We start from the raw sequence: 21,322 nt of genomic DNA, 5'->3' as shown, positions 1-21,322 counted from the left end.
CGAGACTCTATAGAAGATGCTAAAGGTTTTTTTATGACACAACAGCCACAAGCCAAATACCGTCACGACTATCGTGCACCGGATTACCAGATTACTGATATTGATTTGACCTTTGACCTGGATGCTGAAAAAACCGTGGTCACTGCCGTGAGCCAGGCTGTTCGTCATGGCGCGTCGGATGCCTCACTTCGCCTCGACGGCGAAGATTTGACGCTGGTATCAATCCACGTGAACTCTCTGCCGTGGACAGCGTATAAAGAAGAAGAGGGCGCGCTGATCCTCAGTAACTTGCCGGAACGTTTTACCCTGCGCATTGTCAATGAAATCAGCCCGGCGGCGAATACCGCGCTGGAAGGGTTATACCAGTCTGGCGATGCGTTATGTACTCAGTGTGAAGCTGAAGGCTTCCGTCATATTACCTGGTATCTCGACCGTCCGGACGTACTGGCGCGTTTTACCACCAAAATCATTGCTGACAAAAGCAAATATCCGTTCCTGCTCTCCAACGGCAACCGTGTTGCGCAGGGCGAACTGGAAAACGGACGTCACTGGGTACAGTGGCAGGACCCGTTCCCAAAACCCTGTTACCTCTTTGCGCTGGTCGCCGGTGATTTCGACGTACTGAGCGATACCTTCACCACCCGTTCCGGGCGGAAAGTGGCGCTGGAATTGTACGTTGATCGCGGTAATTTGGATCGCGCGCCGTGGGCGATGACGTCGCTGAAAAACTCCATGAAGTGGGATGAAGAGCGCTTCGGTCTCGAATATGACCTCGACATCTATATGATTGTCGCCGTCGACTTCTTTAATATGGGCGCGATGGAGAATAAAGGTCTTAACATCTTTAACTCCAAATACGTGCTGGCGCGTACCGATACCGCCACCGATAAAGATTATCTCGACATCGAGCGCGTCATTGGGCACGAATATTTCCACAACTGGACCGGTAACCGCGTGACCTGTCGCGACTGGTTCCAGTTGAGTCTGAAAGAAGGGCTAACGGTGTTCCGCGATCAGGAGTTCAGCTCCGATCTCGGTTCCCGCGCGGTTAACCGCATCAGTAATGTGCGTACGATGCGTGGTTTACAGTTTGCTGAGGACGCCAGCCCGATGGCGCATCCCATCCGCCCGGATATGGTCATTGAGATGAACAACTTCTACACCCTGACCGTGTACGAAAAGGGCTCCGAAGTCATTCGTATGATCCACACCTTGCTGGGTGAAGCGAATTTCCAAAAGGGGATGCAACTTTACTTTGAACGTCACGATGGCAGCGCGGCGACCTGCGATGATTTCGTACAGGCGATGGAAGATGCGTCAAACGTCGACCTCTCCCATTTCCGTCGCTGGTACAGCCAATCCGGGACACCGGTCGTCACCGTAAAAGACGACTACAACCCCGAAACGGAGCAGTACACTCTGACCATCAGTCAGCGCACGCCAGCAACGCCGGATCAGGCGGAGAAGAAACCGCTGCATATCCCGTTTGCTATCGAACTGTATGATAACGAAGGTAAAGTTATTCCATTACAGAAAGGGGGGCATCCGGTCAATTCCGTGCTCAATGTGACGCAGTCTGAACAGACGTTTGTCTTCGATAACGTTTATTTCCAGCCGGTGCCGGCGCTGCTGTGCGAGTTTTCCGCGCCGGTGAAACTGGAATATAAATGGAGCGATCAGCAACTGACCTTCCTGATGCGTCACGCGCGCAATGATTTCTCCCGCTGGGATGCGGCGCAAAGCCTGCTGGCGACCTATATCAAGCTGAACGTTGCGCGCCATCAGCAAGGGCTACCGCTCTCTCTGCCAGCCCATGTTGCTGACGCCTTCCGCGCGGTACTTCTGGACGAGAAGATTGATCCCGCGCTGGCGGCTGAGATCCTGACGCTGCCTTCAGCCAATGAAATGGCCGAACTGTTTGAGATTATCGATCCAGTGGCGATCTCCGCCGTGCGCGAAGCATTAACCCGCACGCTGGCGACGGAACTGGCCGATGAGTTTCTGGCGATTTATCACGCTAACCATCTGGATGAATATCGGGTCGAACATGCCGATATCGGTAAGCGTACGCTGCGCAACACCTGTCTGCGATTCCTGGCCTTTGGTGAAACTGAACTCGCCAATACGCTGGTGAGCCGACAGTACCAGAACGCCAACAATATGACGGATGCGCTGGCGGCGCTTTCTGCGGCGGTGGCAGCGCAACTGCCGTGTCGCGACGCCCTGATGCAAGAGTACGACGATAAGTGGCACCAGGATGGTCTGGTGATGGATAAATGGTTCATCCTGCAATCCACAAGCCCGGCCGACAACGTGCTGGAGACGGTACGTAGCCTGCTGCAACATCGCTCCTTCACTCTGAGTAACCCGAACCGTATTCGTTCATTGATTGGCGCGTTTGCCAGCAGCAACCCGGCGGCGTTCCACGCCGAAGATGGCAGCGGCTATCAGTTCCTGGTCGAAATGCTGACCGAACTCAACAGCCGCAACCCACAGGTGGCTTCACGGCTTATCGAGCCGCTGATCCGACTGAAACGTTATGACGCCAAACGGCAGGCGAAGATGCGTGCAGCGCTGGAACAGTTGAAAGGTCTGGAAAATCTCTCCGGCGATCTGTTCGAGAAAATCACCAAAGCGTTGGCCTGATACATTGGCAGGTACGTGTAGGCCGGATAAGGCGTGACGCCGCCATCCGGCAAAAAAAGGCCCGGTGGCGCTCGCGCTTACCGGGCCTGGAATAGAAGGCATTATCAGGCGTGTCGACGAACCCGTTGTTCCGTGTCCCCCCGTTGCATCACCCGGTTTAACACTTCCGCTTCCAGTTCTGCTAAACGTACCGAACCTCGTCGGTGCGGGCGCGGGATATCCACCGTCAGATCCAGACCAATTTTCCCGTTCTCAATGAGCAGCACGCGGTCGGCCATCGCCACCGCTTCACTCACGTCATGGGTGACCAGCAGCACGGTAAAGCCATGCTCCTGCCACAGCGAGACGATCAACGCCTGCATCTCCAGACGGGTTAAGGCATCCAGTGCGCCGAGCGGTTCATCTAATAGCAGCAGACCGGGTCGATGGATCAAGGCACGCGCCAGCGCCACCCGTTGTTTTTGCCCTCCAGAGAGCGCGGCAGGCCATTCGGTTGCGCGATTTTCCAGGCCGACTGCCATCAGCGCTCGATGAGCGGCATCCTGCCAGTAACCTTTCAGACCCAGCCCAACATTGTCGAGAACGGACTTCCACGGTAGCAGGCGCGCATCCTGAAACATCATTCTTGTATCGTCCTGGATTTCCGCCAGCGGGGTGGTTCCGGCGAGCAGTTCGCCTGCCGTTGGGGTTTCCAGTCCGGCCAGCAGGCGCAACAGGGTACTTTTACCCCCGCCGCTACGCCCGACCACGGCGACAAACTGGCCTGCCGGGATATGCAGATCCAACTGATTGAGCACGGTATTACTGGCGTAACGTTGGGTGACCGCATTGAGCAGCAAAGGGGTACCCTGATTCAGACGTGCAGTGTTCATACGGTTGCCTCCTTCACGTAATATGCCGGGTTCCAGCGTAGCCAGACGCGCTCCAGCCGTTGTGCGCTGACATCGGCGAGTTTACCGAGCAGGGCATAGAGAATAATGGCGACCACGACCACATCGGTTTGCAGAAATTCGCGGGCATTCATCGCCAGGTAGCCAATCCCGGCGTTCGCTGAAATCGTTTCCGCCACAATCAGCGTCAGCCACATCAATCCAAGCGCAAAACGAACGCCAACCATAATCGAGGGGAGGGCGCCGGGCAGGATCACATGGATAAACAACGGAAAACCCGACAGTCCGTAGCTGCGCGCCATCTCCACTAATCCGCGATCGATATTGCGGATCCCATGCCAGGTGTTGATATACAAAGGAAACAGTGTCCCCAGCGCGACCAGAAAGATTTTCGCGGACTCATCAATACCAAACCACAGGATAACCAGTGGGATCAGCGCCAGATGCGGTACGTTACGCAGCATCTGGATCGAGGTATCCAGCAGGCGTTCCCCCCAACGTGAAAGACCGCTGATAAGCCCCAGCATCAGGCCAATCGATCCACCAATCGAGAATCCGATCAGCGCGCGCCAGGCGCTGATGGCTAAATGCTGCCACAGTTCACCGCTGACGGAGAGTGTCCAGAACGCGGTAATCACACCCTCCGGTGAGGGCAATATGCGACCGGAAAGCCAGCCGATTGAGGATGCAAGCTGCCAGACCGCGATGATGCCCACCGGTAAAAACCAGGGGGCAGCGCGCAGCAACCCTTTATGTGTTCGCGTTGCCATCAATGTATTCCTTAACGTTGCGCGACGTTACGCGGGATAAATTCGTTGGCGACGGCTTCGCCCTGCTGATGCAGCGACTGCGGTTGCGGAATTTCTGGTATGGCGACATCAAGATGAGGGAATAACAACTCACCCACTTTCCAGGCTTCTTCGAGATGCGGATAACCGGAGAGGACAAAACTGTCGATACCGAGGGCTGCATACTCATTAATACGCGCCGCTACCGTTGGGCCATCCCCCACCAACGCGGTTCCTGCACCGCCACGCACCAGCCCGACGCCTGCCCACAGGTTTGGGCTGATCTCCAGTTTGTCCCGCTTGCCGTTATGCAGCGCCGCCATACGGTGCTGACCGACAGAGTCGGTTCTGGCGAAAGCCGCCTGTGCTTTGGCGATGGTGTTATCATCCAGATGCGCAATCAGCCGATCTGCGGCCTGCCAGGCTTCCTCATTGGTTTCGCGAACAATGACATGCAAGCGAATGCCAAAACGGATCTTTCGCCCGCGTGCGGCGGCTTTGGCGCGAACCTGTTCGATCTTCTCTCTTACCAGCTCCGGCGGCTCGCCCCAGGTGAGATAAAGATCAACCTGTTCGGCGGCCAGATCCTGCGCCACGTTGGAAGATCCGCCAAAGTAGAGGGGAGGGTACGGCTGTTGTATCGGCGGGAAAAACAGCTTTGCCCCGCGAACGTGAATATGTTTGCCGTGAAAATCGACGGTTTCTCCTTGCAATAACCGCCGCCAGACCTGGGTAAATTCAGAAGAGGCGGCATAGCGTTCGCTGTGATCGAGGAAAACGCCGTCACCTGCCAGTTCTTGTGGATCGCTACCCGTGACCAGATTAAAGAGCGCGCGGCCATTGGAGAGTCTGTCGAGCGTCGCGGCCTGGCGTGCGGCGACCGTGGGTGATGTGACGCTGGGGCGCAACGCCACGAGGAATTTAAGCCGCTGCGTTACCGGGATCATTGACGCTGCAACCAGCCACGCATCTTCACAGGAGCGTCCGGTGGGGATCAGCACACCGGTAAAGCCAAGACGGTCTGCGGTTTGCGCGATTTGCTGCAGATAGCCATGATCGACCGGGCGCGAACCGGCTTCGGTTCCCAGATAGTGCCCGTCACCGTGTGTCGGTAAAAACCAGAACATATTCAAACTCATAATTTTGCTCCTTCCTGCTGAGTGGGTTGCCAGATGCGTTCACGGATGTCGATTTTTTTCGGCACCAGGCGGTTGTCGTAAAACAGATCGGCGGTTTGTTGCTGCAGTGCGGCAACCGTGGCGTCAACCGGAGCGATCGTGGTGGGGGGGCGATGATCCAGATAGCTGGCGATCACCGGCGCGGGCAATCCCATCGTTTTGGCAAGTAGCGCGATACTGTGTTCGCGTTGGCTAAGCGTCAGCGCATCGGCCTGACTGAATGTGTTGAGCACGCCCTGAATAAAGGCGCCATTTTTTTCAGCATACGGGCGTGCCGCCAGTTAGAACGACCCGGTTTGTTTTAAGTCAGAGCCGTCCTTCAGTACGCGCACGCCGCCTTGCAACAGGGCTGCTGAATAGTAGGGATCCCAGATAGCCCAGGCATCGACGTTACCCTGCTGGAAGGCGGCGCGCGCATCCGCCGGGGTCAGAAAGGTGGGTTGAATATCGGTAAATTTTAACCCGGCCTGCTGTAAAGCCCGGAGCAGCAGATTATGTGAACTGGAACCTTTCTGGAACGCGACCTTACGCCCTTTTAAATCCGCCACACTCTGAATTGGGCTGTTCTGAGGGACCAGAATCACTTCCGCCTTTGGTTTAGGCGGTTCAACACCGACATACACCAGATCCGCTCCGGCGGCCTGTGCGAAGATCGGTGGAATATCGCCCGTGCTGCCCAGATCGATACTGCCGACATTCAGCGCTTCCAGCATCTGCGGCCCCGCCGGGAATTCTATCCAGGCGATTTTCGTTTGCGGATAGCGCGTTTCCAGAAGTTGGTGGCTTTTTGCCAGCACCATACTGATGCTGCCTTTCTGATAACCGATACGCAGCGTCTCTGGCGCGGAGGTTGTTGCGTGAGACAGGGCTGAAAGTGACAGTAAACCGGTCAGCGCCAGCCAGGGGGAATGACGTTTGAGTCGTTTAAACATGGGCGATCCCCTGTGATGGGTGAAAGGTGGGAGTCTGTACATCCCGACGATGCAGTGCCTGCCAGAATGTCTCCAGCGCGTGGTCCAGACGCAGTTGTAGATTCGGTGTAAAGTGCGGTTTATGTTGATAATCAATAACCTGAGAGTCATCAGCAAACACGCCATGCAGAATTTCCTGCGCTTTAAGGGCGCTTAATACCGGCTTGAGCGCATAGTCGACCGCCAGTAAATGTGCGACGGTACCGCCGGTCGCGAAAGGCAACACCACTTTCCCTTCGAGCGCCCGCTCAGGCAGCAGATCAAGCAACGTTTTTAACGCCCCGGAATAGGCTGCTTTATAAACGGGCGTGGCGACAATCAGTCCATCGGCCTCTTTTAACTGGCCGACCAGGGTTTTCAGCGCGGGGCTGCCGAATCGCGCATATAAAAGATCGTCGGGCGCAAAGTTGTGGAGGTTCCAGTGGGCGACCTCGACATTCAGAGCACTGAGTTTTTCACGGGCATATTCCAGTAACGCACTGGAACGAGAGGGAAAACGTGGACTTCCAGCCAGAGTGATGATGCGCATATTCTCAATCTCTCCTTATAACTAATTGTTTATTTTTTTTCTAACATTGATAACAATTCGTGCAGTCTGACAGAGAGATTTTGCGAATCGAAATGATTTATCCGGCAGAGAAAATCTGAAAAACGCATAATTACGCGGGGGAGAAAGAAAACGATTGCGTAGACATTGCCATTTATTGCCGCAGGTCAATTCCCTTTTGCTTCAACATCGCACATAATACGCCCCCGGTTTGCACACCGGGAATCCAGGAGAGTTCATGTACTACCCCTTCGTTCGTAAAGCCCTTTTTCAGCTCGATCCAGAGCGCGCTCATGAATTAACATTTCAACAATTACGCCGTGTCACAGGTACACCGCTGGAAGCGCTTGTGCGCCAGAAAGTGCCAGCAAAGCCTGTTACCTGTATGGGGCTGACGTTTAAGAACCCGCTTGGTCTGGCAGCAGGTCTGGATAAAGATGGGGAGTGCATCGATGCGCTGGGCGCAATGGGATTTGGCTCGATAGAAATCGGCACCGTGACGCCACGCCCTCAGCCTGGTAATGATAAACCCCGCCTTTTCCGTCTGGTCGATGCGGAAGGGTTGATCAATCGAATGGGCTTCAATAACCACGGTGTTGATAACCTGGTGGAGAACGTTAAAAAATCACATTTTGACGGCATCCTGGGGATTAATATTGGTAAAAATAAAGATACGCCGGTTGAGCAGGGCAAAGAGGACTATCTGATTTGTATGGAAAAAGTCTATGCTTATGCGGGTTACATCGCGATCAATATCTCTTCACCGAATACGCCAGGATTACGCACACTGCAATACGGCGATGCGCTGGACGATTTATTAACGGCAATTAAAAATAAGCAAAACGATCTGCAGGCGACCCATCAAAAATATGTGCCAGTGGCCGTAAAGATCGCGCCGGATCTTTCTGAAGAAGAACTGATCCAGGTTGCCGACAGTTTAGTCCGTCATAATATTGATGGTGTTATTGCGACCAATACAACGTTGGATCGTTCTCTGGTTCAGGGAATGAAAAACTGTGACGAAATGGGTGGTTTGAGTGGACGACCGCTGCAATTAAAAAGTACAGAAATTATTCGACGTCTGTCGCAGGAATTAAACGGACGGTTGCCGATTATTGGTGTCGGGGGGATTGATTCGGTGATAGCGGCGCGTGAAAAAATGGCGGCCGGAGCTTCACTGGTTCAAATTTATTCCGGCTTTATTTTTAAAGGTCCGCCGCTGATTAAAGAAATCGTTACCCATCTCTAACCTTTTCCCTTAATCGAACAACCATGGCTTTATTTCCAGTCCTGGTTGTTTTATATTCCTTCACTGTTGCTTATTTAAACATTATGGTCTTTTCTTATTAAGGCAATTAACGAAGCGGCAATCAGGACAATCTTACAACAGGATGTTAAGCCCAGGAGATAAACGAATGCGAATTAAACCTGACGATAACTGGCGCTGGTATTATGATGAAGAGCATGACCGAATGATGCTCGATCTGGCCAATGGCATGTTATTTCGCTCGCGTTTTGCTCGCAAAATGCTCACTCCTGATGCTTTTTCACCTGCCGGTTTTTGCGTAGAAGATGCAGCGCTTTATTTTTCCTTTGAAGAAAAATGCCGCGATCTCGAATTATCGAAAGAACAAAAAGCGGAACTGGTGCTTAATGCGCTGGTGGCTATTCGCTACCTCAAACCCCAAATGCCCAAAAGCTGGCACTTTGTTGCGCATACCGAAAACTGGTCGCCCGTCTCCGGCGATGCGGCTTGCGTTTATTTGAGCGACACCGAAGAGCAGGTCAATTTACTGGTGGTGGAGCCGGGAGAAAATGCAGCGCTTTGTCTGCTGGCTCAGCCTGGTGTTATGGTCGCGGGCCGAACAATGCAGTTGGGTGATGCGATAAAGATCATGAATGACAGACTGAAACCACAAACCATTATTGACAGTTTCAGCCTTGAGCAAGCCGTTTAACTTTCCAGTCTCAGCGCCGTTTTCGGCACACAACTACAGCAAAGAATCGTGCCATCCTCGCCTATCGCGGATTTTTTCAGTGGGCTGACTTCGCCCTCCAGTAACCGTACCCGACAGCAACCGCAAATACCTGCCCGACACGAATAGGGAACCCGGATTCCCTGGTTTTCCAGCTGTTCTAATAAAACCTGTTGGTTGTTGCCACGAAAAGTGTGTCCGTGCCAGTCGATATTCACCGCTGCATCAGGGCGTTTTTCTGCGGTTACAGTATCGTCAGGCACTGTCGCGCCATAAGCTTTTGCCGGTCCTGTGGCCAGTATTTCGACATCATCACCTGTGCGAATCACGCCGCTGTTGCGCGCAATCAGATTCTGACCGAAATCAACATCGCCATTATCCAGCGCTGTACGAAAACGCTGCAACGTGGCTAACGGTTCGCCGGAGGGATGTTTTTGACCTTTCTCCGGGCTGACAGTGGTGAAAATACAGCGGCTGCACGGTTTTGCCACGTCAAAAATAACGTCGCCAATACGGATCACTTTCCAGCTGTCCTCCTCCCAGGCGGCGGCACCGCTTACCACCAAGTTAGGCCGAAACTGTTCCATTTTCACGCTGGCAGGGCAGCGTTGTTGTAAATCCCGCAGAGAGGCTTCACTGGCCAGCAGGTAGGGGAAGCCATCAGCGAAGGAGAGCGGTACGCCGCTGTGTTGTTTAACACGTCGCGTCAGATTTGGCCCGACCCAACGTAGTTGCACCTTGCGGGAAAAGAAACCACTCAGCCACCGATTGACAGCGTCGGGTGCGATGCGGGCGGTAAAATGGTTCCCCCAGACTTCTGTTGGGGCATCTTGTTCGGCGAAATCAGCGAACCGCACCAGCGCGCTGCTGCCGTCAGGAGTCGTGAAATGCAACCCGTCGTGCAATAGGGAAGGGGTAAAACGGACCATTTGCGGAAACTGTCGGGCAGTGATGAAGGTTCCATCGGGTTCGGTGATCATAAAAATACGATCAAACGCCAGACCGCTGGCGTCGGCCAGCGCGTGTGTCAGGCCAATGCCGCGCATTGATTTAACCGGATGAACAAAAAGTCGGGTTAGCGTCACCACAGTACAGCCCTCAAATGAAAATAAGCCCTCAACTTTATGACATACAGCCCATATTAGCTATAATGCGCAGCAATTTTCCCGGAGTAAAAGTGACGATATGAATTCTCTGTTTGCCAGTACGGCCCGTGGGCTGGAAGAGCTGTTAAAAACTGAACTGGAAAACCTGGGCGCCAATGAGTGCCAGGTCGTTCAGGGTGGGGTCCATTTTAAGGGCGACACACGGCTTGTTTACCAGAGCCTGATGTGGAGCCGACTGGCCTCTCGCATCATATTGCCGATGGGGGAATGCAAGGTTTATAGCGATCTGGACTTGTATCTCGGCGTTCAGGCAATCGACTGGACAGAGATTTTTAATCCCGGAGCGACGTTCGCCGTGCACTTCAGCGGCCTGAATAACACTATCCGTAACAGTCAGTACGGCGCAATGAAAGTGAAGGATGCCATTGTAGATGCCTTCACCCGCAAGAATCTGCCGCGCCCGAATGTTGATCGTGAATCCCCGGATTTACGTATTAATGTCTGGCTGAACAAAGACACCGCCAGTATCGCCCTCGATCTGAGCGGTGACGGTCTGCATCAGCGTGGGTATCGCGATCGTACGGGTCAGGCACCGATTAAGGAAACGCTGGCGGCAGCGATTGTAATGCGTTCTGGCTGGCAGCCGGGCACGCCACTGCTCGATCCGATGTGCGGTTCGGGTACGCTGTTAATTGAAGCGGCAATGTGGGCGACCGATCGTGCCCCTGGCTTGCACCGTGGATACTGGGGTTTCAGCGGTTGGGCGCAGCATGATGATGCACTGTGGCAGGAAGTGAAAGCCGAAGCGCAGGTCCGTGCTCGCAAAGGGCTGGCCGACTACAGTTCGCGCTTTTATGGTTCAGACAGCGATGCTCGCGTGATTGAGCGTGCGCGCAGTAACGCCCGCCGCGCAGGCATCGGCGATCTCATCACCTTCGAAGTAAAAGACGTTGCACAACTGAGCAATCCGCTGCCTGCGGGTCCTTACGGGACAGTTATCAGTAACCCACCGTACGGTGAGCGTCTGGACAGCGAGCCAGCGCTTATCGCGTTGCATAGTCTGCTCGGCCGTACCATGAAAAACCAGTTTGGCGGCTGGAATTTGTCATTGTTTAGCGCGTCTCCGGACTTGCTCAGCAGCCTGCAATTGCGCGCCGATAAACAATTCAAGGCGAAAAACGGTCCGCTGGATTGCGTGCAGAAAAACTACCACGTCGCAGAAACCACCTCCGAAAGTAAACCTGCCACGGTGGCGGAAGATTACGCCAACCGACTGCGTAAAAATATTAAGAAGCTGGAGAAGTGGGCGCGTCAGGAAGGGATTGAATGCTATCGCCTTTATGATGCCGACCTCCCGGAATACAACGTGGCGGTTGACCGTTACGGTGACTGGGTGGTGATTCAGGAATATGCGCCGCCGAAAACGGTCGATGCGCAGAAAGCGCGTCAGCGTCTGTTTGATATTATCGCGGCGACCCTCTCTGTGCTGGAGATGGCGCCGAACAAGCTGGTGCTGAAAACGCGTGAGCGTCAGAAAGGGAAAAACCAGTACCAGAAGATGAACGAGAAGGGTGAGTTCATCGAAGTGAGCGAATACAACGCGCGTCTGTGGGTCAATCTGACTGACTATTTGGATACAGGTCTGTTCCTTGATCACCGTATTGCGCGCCGCATGCTGGGTCAAATGAGCAATGGAAAAGATTTCCTTAACCTCTTCTCCTATACCGGTAGCGCCAGCGTACATGCTGGTTTGGGTGGCGCCCGCAGCACCACCACGGTAGATATGTCACGCACGTATCTGGAGTGGGCGGAGCGCAACTTGCGTCTGAATGGCCTGAGCGGTCGTGCGCACCGTTTAATCCAGGCCGATTGCCTGGGATGGCTGCGTGAGGCGGATGAGCAATTCGATCTTATTTTCATCGATCCCCCGACGTTTTCTAACTCAAAACGTATGGAAGATTCGTTTGATGTGCAGCGCGATCATCTGGCGCTGATGAAGGATCTGAAACGTCTGCTGCGTAAGGGCGGCACCATCATGTTCTCTAACAACAAACGTGGATTCCGTATGGATCTCGACGGACTGGCGGCACTGGGACTGAAAGCACAAGAAATTACGCAGAAAACGCAATCCCAGGACTTTGCCCGTAACCGCCAGATCCACAACTGCTGGCTGATTACCTCGGCCTGAAAGGAAAAGTAAATGTCATTGATCAGTATGCATGGCGCATGGCTGTCGTTTAGCGATGCGCCGCTTCTTGATAATGCAGAATTGCATATCGAAGATAACGAACGCGTCTGTCTGGTTGGCCGTAACGGCGCCGGAAAATCGACCCTGATGAAGATCCTCAACCGCGAACAAGGTCTGGATGACGGGCGCATCATCTATGAGCAGGATCTGGTGGTTGCGCGTTTGCAACAGGATCCCCCGCGAAACGTTGCGGGCAGCGTGTATGATTTTGTCGCCGAAGGCATTGAGGAACAAGCGGAATATCTGAAGCGTTATCACGATATTTCTCGTCTGGTGATGACGGATCCAAGCGATAAGAATCTCAATGAACTGGCGCGGGTACAGGAACAACTCGACCACCATAATCTGTGGCAGCTCGAAAGCCGTATTAATGAAGTGTTGGCGCAATTGGGGCTTGATCCTAACGCGGCGCTCTCTTCCCTTTCTGGCGGATGGCTGCGTAAAGCTGCGCTGGGCAGAGCATTGGTGAGCAACCCGCGCGTATTGCTGCTGGACGAACCGACTAACCACCTGGATATTGAAGCCATCGACTGGCTGGAAGGATTCCTGAAATCCTTCAATGGCACGATCATTTTTATCTCTCACGACCGTTCGTTCATTCGGAATATGGCGACCCGTATTGTCGATCTGGATCGCGGTAAGTTGGTCTCTTATCCGGGCGATTACGATCAGTATCTGCTGGAGAAAGAAGAGGCGCTGCGCGTCGAAGAGCTACAGAATGCAGAGTTTGATCGCAAGCTGGCGCAGGAAGAAGTGTGGATCCGTCAGGGGATTAAGGCGCGTCGTACGCGTAACGAAGGTCGCGTGCGTGCACTGAAAGCCATGCGTCGCGAGCGTGGCGAACGCCGTGAAGTCATGGGTACTGCGAAGATGCAGGTCGAAGAGGCGACGCGCTCGGGCAAAATCGTCTTTGAAATGGAAAACGTCGATTACCAGGTTGATGGCAAACAACTGGTGAAAGATTTCTCCGCGCAGGTACAACGCAGCGACAAAATTGCGCTGATTGGGCCAAATGGCTGCGGTAAAACGACGTTGCTGAAACTCATGCTGGGTCAGCTCCAGGCCGATAGTGGGCGTATTCATGTGGGTACAAAGCTCGAAGTAGCCTACTTTGATCAGCATCGTGCCGAACTGGACCCCGATAAGACGGTGATGGACAACCTCGCGGAAGGCAAACAAGAGGTCATGGTTAACGGTAAACCACGCCATGTGCTGGGTTACCTGCAAGACTTTTTGTTTCACCCTAAACGTGCCATGACGCCGGTTCGCGCATTGTCAGGGGGCGAACGTAACCGTCTGCTGCTGGCGCGGTTATTCCTCAAACCCAGTAATCTTTTAATTCTCGATGAACCAACTAACGATCTCGACGTCGAAACCCTCGAGCTGTTAGAAGAACTGATTGATGGTTATCAGGGGACGGTCTTACTGGTGAGCCACGATCGCCAGTTTGTGGATAACACCGTGACAGAGTGCTGGATCTTCGAAGGTGACGGCAAAATTGGACGTTATGTCGGCGGTTATCACGACGCTCGTGGACAACAGGTACAACATCTGGCGTTTAAACAACCTGTTGTGAAAAAAAATGAGGAATCTGTTGCACCTAAAGCAGAAATTGTAAAACGAGCGAGCGGCAAACTAAGCTATAAACTACAGCGCGAACTGGAACAGCTACCCCAGCAGCTTGAAGAGCTGGAAGCTAAACTGGAAACGCTGCAGGCGCAAGTTGCTGACGCCACCTTTTTTAGTCAGCCGCATGAGCATACACAAAAGGTTCTGGCTGACCTGAGTGACGCGGAACAAGAACTTGAGCAAGCCTTTGAGCGCTGGGAGTATCTTGAAGCCTTGAAGAATGGCGCATAATTAAAGGAGCACATATGTGCGAACATCACCATGCTGCGAAGCATATATTATGCTCGCAATGTGACATGCTGGTGGCATTACCCCCGTTAGAGCATGGTCAAAAAGCGGCATGCCCACGATGTGGCACAACATTAACAATCGAGTGGGACGCGCCAAGGCAGCGTCCCACCGCGTATGCGATAGTTGCTTTATTCATGCTGGTACTCTCCAATCTCTTCCCTTTTGTGAGTATGAATGTGGCGGGAGTAAGCAGCGAAGTTTCATTCCTGGAGATTCCGGGCGTTTTATTTTCTGAAGATTACGCCAGTCTCGGTACTTTCTTTTTATTATTTGTTCAGGTGGTTCCCGCCTTTTGTCTGATCACGATATTACTGCTCGTTAATCGTGTCGCCATGCCGGAAAAACTCCAGGCGAGGCTGGCGCGTGTTTTGTTCCAGTTAAAATCCTGGGGGATGGCTGAAATATTCCTCGCTGGGATTTTGGTGAGTTTTGTCAAACTGATGGCCTACGGCGATATTGGCGTAGGCAGCAGTTTCATTCCGTGGTGCCTGTTTTGTATTTTGCAGCTCCGCACATTTCAGTGTGTGGATCGTCGCTGGTTGTGGGATGACATCGCCCCCGCGCCGCAAATAGCGCAGCCGCTGAAAGTGGGAACGACGGGAATTCAACAAGGGTTACGCTCCTGTTCTTGCTGTACAGCGATACTGCCTGCCGATGAACTGGTGTGTCCTCGTTGTCATACCAAAGGGCATGTGCGACGTAAAAACAGCCTGCAGTGGACGATGGCATTGTTGTTTACGTCAATCATGCTTTACCTTCCAGCCAATATCATGCCGATCATGATTACTGATTTGCTGGGTTCAAAATTGCCATCAACCATTATTGCCGGGGTGGTGTTACTGTGGAGTGAGGGATCTTATCCAGTTGCAGCTGTCATATTTATTGCCAGTATTATGGTGCCAACGTTAAAAATGATTGCGATTGCGTGGTTATGTTGGGACGCAAATGGGCATGGAAAGCGTGACAGCGAAAGAATGCATTTGATTTACGAAGTCGTGGAATTTGTCGGTCGTTGGTCAATGATCGATGTTTTTGTTATTGCCGTACTCTCTGCGCTGGTGCGCATGGGAGGGTTGATGAACATTTATCCTGCAATGGGTGCTTTGATGTTTGCTTTAGTCGTCATTATGACAATGTTTTCTGCGATGACGTTTGATCCTCGTCTGTCGTGGGACCGTAAACCAGAACCAGACCATGAGGAGTCCTGACAGCATGGAATCTAAAAGTGGGGAAGCCAAAGTGCAGAAGGTAAAGAACTGGTCTCCCGTGTGGATTTTCCCCATCGTCACTGCACTTATTGGGGCATGGGTTCTGTTTTACCACTACAGTCATCAGGGGCCAGAAGTTACCCTGATTACCACCAATGCGGAAGGCATTGAGGGCGGTAAAACCACCATAAAAAGCCGTAGCGTGGATGTCGGCGTGGTCGAAAGCGCGACGCTGACCGATGACTTAACCCATGTAGAAATCAAAGCACGCCTCAATTCCGGTATGGAAAAGTTGCTGCATAAAGATTCTGTCTTCTGGGTGGTTAAGCCACAGGTAGGGCGTGAAGGGATCAGCGGCTTAGGTACGCTGCTGTCTGGTGCCTATATTGAACTACAGCCAGGTAATAAAGGAAACAAACTCGATAAATACGATCTACTGGACTCTCCACCGCTGGCGCCGCCGGATGCGAAAGGGATCCGCGTGATCCTGGACAGCAAAAAGGCAGGGCAGTTAAGCCCAGGCGATCCGGTGCTGTTTCGCGGTTATCGTGTCGGTTCAGTTGAAGCCAGCACGTTTGATCCGCAAAAGCGCAGCATGAGTTATCAGCTCTTTATCAATGCGCCGAATGACCGCCTGGTCACCAGTAATGTGCGTTTCTGGAAAGACAGCGGTATCGCGGTCGATCTCACCTCTGCGGGGATGCGTGTAGAGATGGGCTCGTTGACGACCTTGTTTGGCGGCGGTGTCAGTTTTGACGTCCCGGAAGGGCTTGATCAGGGACAACCGGTTGCGGAAAAATCAGCGTTCGTTCTCTATGACGATCAGAAGAGCATTCAGGATTCGTTGTTTACCGACCACATTGACTATCTGGTGTTCTTCAAAGATTCGGTTCGTGGATTACAACCCGGTGCGCCACTGGAATTCCGTGGCATTCGTCTGGGTACTGTCAGCAAAGTACCGTTCTTTGTGCCAAATATGCGTCAGGTATTTAACAATGACTTCCGCATTCCGGTTCTGATCCGTATCGAGCCTGAGCGTCTGAAAGCGCAGTTAGGCGAAAATACGGATGTGGGAGCACATCTGCAGGAGTTGCTGAACCGTGGCTTACGCGCATCGTTAAAAACGGGGAACCTGGTGACCGGCGCACTGTATGTCGACCTCGATTTCTATCCGAAGGAACCACCGCTTAAGGGCATCCGTGAGTTTAGCGGCTATCAGATCATTCCAACCGTGAGTGGGGGTCTGGCGCAGATCCAGCAACGTCTTATGGAAGCGCTGGATAAAATCAACAATCTGCCGTTGAATCCGATGATCGAGCAGGCGACGAATACGCTCACTGAAAGCCAGCGTACGATGAAGCATCTGCAAACCACGTTGGACAACATGAACAAGATTACGTCCAGTGAGTCGATGCAGCAGCTTCCGGCGGATATGCAAACTACGCTACGCGAACTGAACCGCAGTATGCAAGGCTTCCAGCCGGGTTCTGCCGCGTATAACAAGATGGTGGCGGATATGCAGCGCCTTGATCAGGTACTCCGTGAACTGCAACCGGTTCTGAAAACGCTCAACGATAAGAGTAACGCGCTGGTGTTTGAAGCGAAGGACAAGAAAGATCCAGAGCCGAAGAGGGCGAAACAATGAAAAAGTGGCTAGTGGTAATGATGTCGGTCTGGCTGACGGCGTGCAGCTCCGGTGGAGAAAGTAAAAGCTATTACCAACTGCCCATTGCGCAGGGGGGCGTGCAAAGTACCGCGAATCAGGGAAACCGTCTGCTGTGGGTGGAACAGGTATCTGTACCTGATTACCTGGCAGGTAATGGAGTGGTCTATCAGACCAGCGATGTGAAGTATGTGATTGCGAATAACAATCTCTGGGCCAGTCCACTGGACCAGCAATTGCGCAATACGCTGGTGGCCAGCCTGAATACCCAGCTTCCGGGCTGGGTTGTCGCTTCCCAGCCACTGGGAAGCACTCAGGACACGCTAAACGTCACGGTGACCGGATTCCACGGTCGCTATGATGGTAAGGTTATCGTGAGTGGTGAGTGGCTTCTCAATCACCAGGGGCAGCTGATTAAGCGTCCATTCCATCTTGAGGCTGTGCAGCAGCAGGATGGCTATGATGAGATGGTCAAAGTGCTGGCGACGGCATGGAGCCAGGAGGCCGCGTCTATCGCCCAGGAGATAAAACGCCTGCCTTAAAGTTTAAACAATTGTAAATTAAACCGCCTCAGGCTGCTCCCTGAGGCGGTTTTTTTTCGTTTTTATTCCGCAAAAATAGCTGTTCTTGCTCACATTTTTTGTACAAATGATTTATTGAGTAGCTCACAAATATGACACTGGCGTGAATTTTGCGCATTGACGGAACCAATGTTTCGCGGTATTCGTTTTAGTGTGATTGCACACTTCGTAATCACTGTTTTCTTTTCCACCAGATAAAAGATGAGGGAAACGAGGCATGAAGAGACAAAAACGAGATCGCCTGGAACGGGCACATCAACGCGGATATCAGGCCGGCATCGCCGGACGCTCAAAAGAAATGTGTCCCTATCAGACGCTGAATCAGAGGTCGTACTGGCTGGGAGGCTGGCGAGAAGCCATGGCGGACAGGGTAGTAATGGCCTGATTCTGTCTCTTTAGAAAAAAGAAACCTCCGCATTGCGGAGGTTTCGCCTTTAATCACCTAGTCAGCAAACGTTGCTGGCTGTAAAAGCTCAGGATTAGAACGCGGAAGTGTCCTGGAACAGGCCCACTTTCAGGTCATTAGCGGTGTAGATTAGACGACCGTCAACCAGAACTTCACCATCAGCCAGACCCATGATCAGGCGACGGTTAACGATGCGCTTGAAGTGGATACGGTAAGTGACTTTTTTCGCGCTCGGCAGAACCTGACCCGTAAATTTCACTTCACCTACGCCCAGGGCACGGCCTTTACCTTCACCGCCCAGCCAGCCGAGATAGAATCCAACCAGCTGCCACATTGCGTCCAGACCTAAACAACCCGGCATGACCGGATCGCCGATAAAGTGACATCCGAAGAACCAAAGATCCGGGTTAATATCCAGCTCAGCTTCGACATAACCTTTGTCAAAGTTACCACCGGTTTCAGTCATCTTGACGACACGGTCCATCATCAACATGCTTGGTGCTGGCAGTTGTGGGCCTTTAGCGCCAAACAGTTCACCGCGACCAGAGGCAAGAAGGTCTTCTTTTGTATAGGATTCGCGTTTATCTACCATGTTCTCTGTAAGCCTTATTTTATTGAAGCACGCAGGATAGCTAACACGTGTACGCTGAACAAGTCCGATCAGTTCGGAACAAACCAATTCAGCCAACGCAGTGGCCAGGGAAAACGGTGACGGCTTTCCAGTTGCGTTGCTGCTGCAATACGCTCCTGGATAGTTTGCATCAGCGTTGTCTGACCTTCACCGTCCCACACCAGATTTAACAGAAGCGGCAGGGCGTCTGTGACGTCATCCACCGCCCAGATACTGAATTTATCTTCTTCAACAGCCTGTAGCAGCGCAGGTTGTAGACTAAGATGCCTGACGTTGGCCGCTGGAATGATCACGCCTTGCTTGCCTGATAATTCCCGCTGCTGACAAATAGTAAAGAAGCCTTCAATTTTCTCGTTTAAACCGCCGACCGGTTGCGCCCGACCGAATTGATCGACAGAACCGGTAATGGCGATATTCTGATTAACCGGAACATCAGCCAGCGCACTGATCAACGCGCATAATTCAGCCATTGATGCGCTGTCGCCATCGACTTCACTGTAGGATTGCTCGAAGGTCAGTGAGGCGGAAAATGGGATCTGCTGCTCAAGCTGTAGCTCAGACATCAGGAAGGCCTGCATGATCATCATTCCTTTGGCATGGATATTCCCGCCAAGTTCCGCTTTTCGCTCAATGTCAGTGAATTCACCATCGCCAATATGCACCACGCAGCTAATACGTGACGGTTCGCCAAATGCGCGAGGGTGGCCGGGAAACTCAATCACCGAGAGCGCGTTGATTTGACCAATGCGTTCACCTTCGGTTTCGATCAGGATCTGTTCCTGGAGGATTTCATCCTGCATCCGCTCGGCAAGGAAGCCCTCGCGCCATTCGCGCTGGGCGAGCATCAGGCTAAGTTGTTCTGCATTACAGGTCTCCCCATCACACAGCGGGGCAACTTCTTTGAACTGACGGGCAATCCATAGAGGACAGAGCGGCAATGTACCCTGCTCGCCGGTATAGCGTACCGCTTCACGAATCAGGACCTGCCACGCATCTGGGCCGGGATAGGGCAGATTATTACTTCTGGCAACTTGGGTCACCCACTGGCACCACTGCGTCATGGACTCTTCATCCACTATCTGCAGATTGTCTTCAAATTCGCTATAGATAGCCTGCTCTGCGAGTTCTGGCTCCATTTCCTGGAAGTCCGCTAACGACTCACGGTCACCCACCAGGACCACTTTCATTTTGAGCGGCATAGAGGGCACGGAAACAGGCAGAGGGCGAGACTCATCGAATGCGACCCAGTCAAACCTTTCGCGACTCACGATGGCTTTCAGGCGCATCCATAACAGAGGCTGGGCCAGAAGCGTGCGCAGAGAAATAACCAGAATGCCGCCATTAGCCTGATGCACCAGACCGGGTTGCAGGGTGATTTCTCCGTTAAACTGGCGCAGGCAGCCAAACAGTTGTTCGGCTTCAACCCAGTCGGCACTGACTACCTGAGTTAACGTCGCAAAATTGTCTTCTGCTTTTTCTGCTTCGCGAAAACGAATGTGATGACCTGAAATCTCGTAATGACCACCGGCTAACTTGCCGCCGTCGGTGTGCAGCGTTCGGACTGCATCGGCCAGAAGGTTAATATACTCAAGCTCTTGCGGGGCTTTCGCCAGCATAAAAGAGGACGAGGCACATGGCTGGAGAAGTTGTTCCAGAGCAAATTGCAGTCGCGGTTGAGTATCACTGAGTAAGGTATCGTTTTCGTCAGTAAAGTGTGGCTGTGCAAATATCTCCTGATAACTGTCGGTATCAGGAACCAGATCACGCCATGCTAGTTTCGTAATGGTCAAAGTTGAGGTTTTTTAGTCTGTTGTAAAAAACGCGATTATACCGTAACAGGCAACACTGCACACGTGGAAAGCGAACGGAAACACGCAGTATGACGCGCGACAGTTCACAGGCTGGATATTCTTTTCTTCAGAAGCTTAAAAAGCTGATATTCTGATAAGAGTTACACGGTAACATTGAGATCGCAATGAAATATCAACAACTTGAAAATCTTGAGAGCGGCTGGAAGTGGAAGTATCTGGTGAAAAAGCACCGCGAAGGGGAGTTGATTACCCGCTACGTGGAGGCTAGCGCAGCCAAAGAGGCCGTCGATTTGTTGCTAACCCTCGAGAATGAACCGGTTCGGGTCAATACCTGGATTGAAGAGCATATGAATCCTGCGCTGCTAAATCGGATGAAACAGACGATACGGGCACGACGCAAACGACACTTTAATGCTGAGCATCAGCATACGCGTAAGAAATCGATCGATTTAGAATTTATCGTCTGGCAACGTCTGGCTGGACTTGCGCAGCGCCGTGGTAAAACGCTTTCAGAGACGATAGTGCAGTTGATTGAAGACGCGGAACATAAAGAGAAGTACGCCAGTAAGATGTCTACGCTAAAGCAGGATTTGCAGGCCTTATTGGGTAAAGAATAGTGTGTGACTCTGCCTGCGTGTTTTGAGACCAATGGCACGGCGAAAAAAAAACCCGCAAAGCGGGGTTTTTTATTGTCTATAGAAAACCCCCAGCTAGGCTGGGGGTTCAGTAAAGCTTTCAGCTTTGAGCCAGTT

Annotated in this window: 17 protein-coding genes and 1 pseudogene; 10 read left to right on the top strand and 8 right to left on the bottom strand. The window is 52.6% G+C overall.

Annotated features, from left to right (window positions below):
* The first annotated feature begins 33 nt into the window (after positions 1–33).
* Positions 34–2,646 carry an aminopeptidase N gene (gene pepN / locus CJP72_RS06355; RefSeq protein WP_162380043.1) on the top strand — a complete coding sequence of 871 codons (2,613 nt, stop codon included), beginning with the start codon at positions 34–36 and terminating at the stop codon, positions 2,644–2,646.
* A 104-nt stretch (positions 2,647–2,750) separates the two neighbouring features.
* On the opposite strand, the gene ssuB is transcribed toward pepN, so the two are convergent.
* The 5 genes and pseudogenes from ssuB to ssuE form a co-directional block, all read right to left on the bottom strand.
* Positions 2,751–3,518 (bottom strand): aliphatic sulfonates ABC transporter ATP-binding protein, encoded by a 768-nt coding sequence (ssuB, locus tag CJP72_RS06350; protein ID WP_162380042.1) that lies wholly within the window; start codon positions 3,516–3,518, stop codon positions 2,751–2,753.
* The gene (ssuC, locus tag CJP72_RS06345) at positions 3,515–4,306 is read right to left on the bottom strand and encodes an aliphatic sulfonate ABC transporter permease SsuC (protein ID WP_162380041.1); all 792 of its coding nucleotides are present in this window, start codon (positions 4,304–4,306) and stop codon (positions 3,515–3,517) included. The genes ssuB and ssuC overlap by 4 nt, the downstream gene beginning before the upstream one ends.
* Before the next feature lie 11 nt (positions 4,307–4,317).
* A complete protein-coding gene (ssuD, locus tag CJP72_RS06340; RefSeq protein ID WP_162380040.1) occupies positions 4,318–5,463 on the bottom strand; it encodes an FMNH2-dependent alkanesulfonate monooxygenase in 1,146 nt (381 codons plus the stop codon).
* Positions 5,460–6,434: pseudogene (locus CJP72_RS06335) on the bottom strand (aliphatic sulfonate ABC transporter substrate-binding protein). Before CJP72_RS06335 ends, ssuD begins: the two are co-directional and overlap by 4 nt.
* Positions 6,427–7,002 carry an NADPH-dependent FMN reductase gene (gene ssuE, locus CJP72_RS06330; protein WP_162380039.1) on the bottom strand — a complete coding sequence of 192 codons (576 nt, stop codon included), beginning with the start codon at positions 7,000–7,002 and terminating at the stop codon, positions 6,427–6,429. The pseudogene CJP72_RS06335 and the gene ssuE overlap by 8 nt, the downstream one beginning before the upstream one ends.
* Before the next feature lie 256 nt (positions 7,003–7,258).
* Between ssuE and pyrD the strand changes: the two genes are divergently transcribed.
* Together pyrD and zapC are read left to right on the top strand one after the other, a co-directional pair.
* Positions 7,259–8,269, top strand: a complete 1,011-nt coding sequence (gene pyrD / locus CJP72_RS06325) for a quinone-dependent dihydroorotate dehydrogenase (RefSeq protein WP_162380038.1) — start codon at positions 7,259–7,261, stop codon at positions 8,267–8,269.
* Positions 8,270–8,435: 166 nt separating this feature from the next.
* On the top strand, positions 8,436–8,978 hold the full coding sequence (gene zapC / locus CJP72_RS06320) for a cell division protein ZapC (protein ID WP_162380037.1): 543 nt from the start codon (positions 8,436–8,438) through the stop codon (positions 8,976–8,978).
* On the opposite strand, the gene CJP72_RS06315 is transcribed toward zapC, so the two are convergent.
* On the bottom strand, positions 8,975–10,084 hold the full coding sequence (locus CJP72_RS06315) for an MOSC N-terminal beta barrel domain-containing protein (protein ID WP_162380036.1): 1,110 nt from the start codon (positions 10,082–10,084) through the stop codon (positions 8,975–8,977). The two genes, zapC and CJP72_RS06315, sit on opposite strands and share 4 nt — an antisense overlap.
* Before the next feature lie 97 nt (positions 10,085–10,181).
* On the opposite strand from CJP72_RS06315, the gene rlmKL reads away from it, so the two are divergent.
* The 6 genes from rlmKL (at position 10,182) to rmf (ending at position 18,107) form a co-directional block, all read left to right on the top strand.
* On the top strand, positions 10,182–12,290 hold the full coding sequence (rlmKL, locus tag CJP72_RS06310) for a bifunctional 23S rRNA (guanine(2069)-N(7))-methyltransferase RlmK/23S rRNA (guanine(2445)-N(2))-methyltransferase RlmL (RefSeq protein WP_162380035.1): 2,109 nt from the start codon (positions 10,182–10,184) through the stop codon (positions 12,288–12,290).
* A 12-nt stretch (positions 12,291–12,302) separates the two neighbouring features.
* Positions 12,303–14,210 (top strand): ABC transporter ATP-binding protein, encoded by a 1,908-nt coding sequence (locus CJP72_RS06305; protein ID WP_162380034.1) that lies wholly within the window; start codon positions 12,303–12,305, stop codon positions 14,208–14,210.
* 14 nt (positions 14,211–14,224) lie between these two features.
* Entirely contained in the window at positions 14,225–15,478 is a 1,254-nt protein-coding gene (gene pqiA, locus CJP72_RS06300; protein ID WP_162380033.1) for a membrane integrity-associated transporter subunit PqiA, read from the top strand.
* A 4-nt stretch (positions 15,479–15,482) separates the two neighbouring features.
* Positions 15,483–17,123, top strand: coding sequence for an intermembrane transport protein PqiB (pqiB, locus tag CJP72_RS06295; RefSeq protein ID WP_162380032.1), 1,641 nt, complete (start codon positions 15,483–15,485; stop codon positions 17,121–17,123).
* Positions 17,120–17,683, top strand: a complete 564-nt coding sequence (gene pqiC, locus CJP72_RS06290) for a membrane integrity-associated transporter subunit PqiC (RefSeq protein ID WP_162380031.1) — start codon at positions 17,120–17,122, stop codon at positions 17,681–17,683. Before pqiB ends, pqiC begins: the two co-directional genes overlap by 4 nt.
* A 256-nt stretch (positions 17,684–17,939) precedes the next feature.
* The gene (gene rmf, locus CJP72_RS06285; protein WP_042320000.1) at positions 17,940–18,107 is read left to right on the top strand and encodes a ribosome modulation factor; all 168 of its coding nucleotides are present in this window, start codon (positions 17,940–17,942) and stop codon (positions 18,105–18,107) included.
* A gap of 94 nt (positions 18,108–18,201) precedes the next feature.
* On the opposite strand, the gene fabA is transcribed toward rmf, so the two are convergent.
* Positions 18,202–18,720 carry a bifunctional 3-hydroxydecanoyl-ACP dehydratase/trans-2-decenoyl-ACP isomerase gene (gene fabA / locus CJP72_RS06280; protein WP_042319996.1) on the bottom strand — a complete coding sequence of 173 codons (519 nt, stop codon included), beginning with the start codon at positions 18,718–18,720 and terminating at the stop codon, positions 18,202–18,204.
* A gap of 68 nt (positions 18,721–18,788) precedes the next feature.
* Entirely contained in the window at positions 18,789–20,549 is a 1,761-nt protein-coding gene (locus tag CJP72_RS06275; protein ID WP_162380030.1) for an AAA family ATPase, read from the bottom strand.
* 185 nt (positions 20,550–20,734) lie between these two features.
* Between CJP72_RS06275 and matP the strand changes: the two genes are divergently transcribed.
* Positions 20,735–21,187 carry a macrodomain Ter protein MatP gene (gene matP, locus CJP72_RS06270; protein ID WP_162380029.1) on the top strand — a complete coding sequence of 151 codons (453 nt, stop codon included), beginning with the start codon at positions 20,735–20,737 and terminating at the stop codon, positions 21,185–21,187.
* The last annotated feature ends 135 nt before the right edge of the window (positions 21,188–21,322 follow it).

The organism is Citrobacter sp. NCU1 (assembly GCF_010231475.1).
Classification (GTDB): Bacteria; Pseudomonadota; Gammaproteobacteria; order Enterobacterales; family Enterobacteriaceae; genus Citrobacter_D.
Note: the sequence above shows the minus strand (reverse complement) of the source record. Positions and strands in the feature narration are given on the sequence as shown.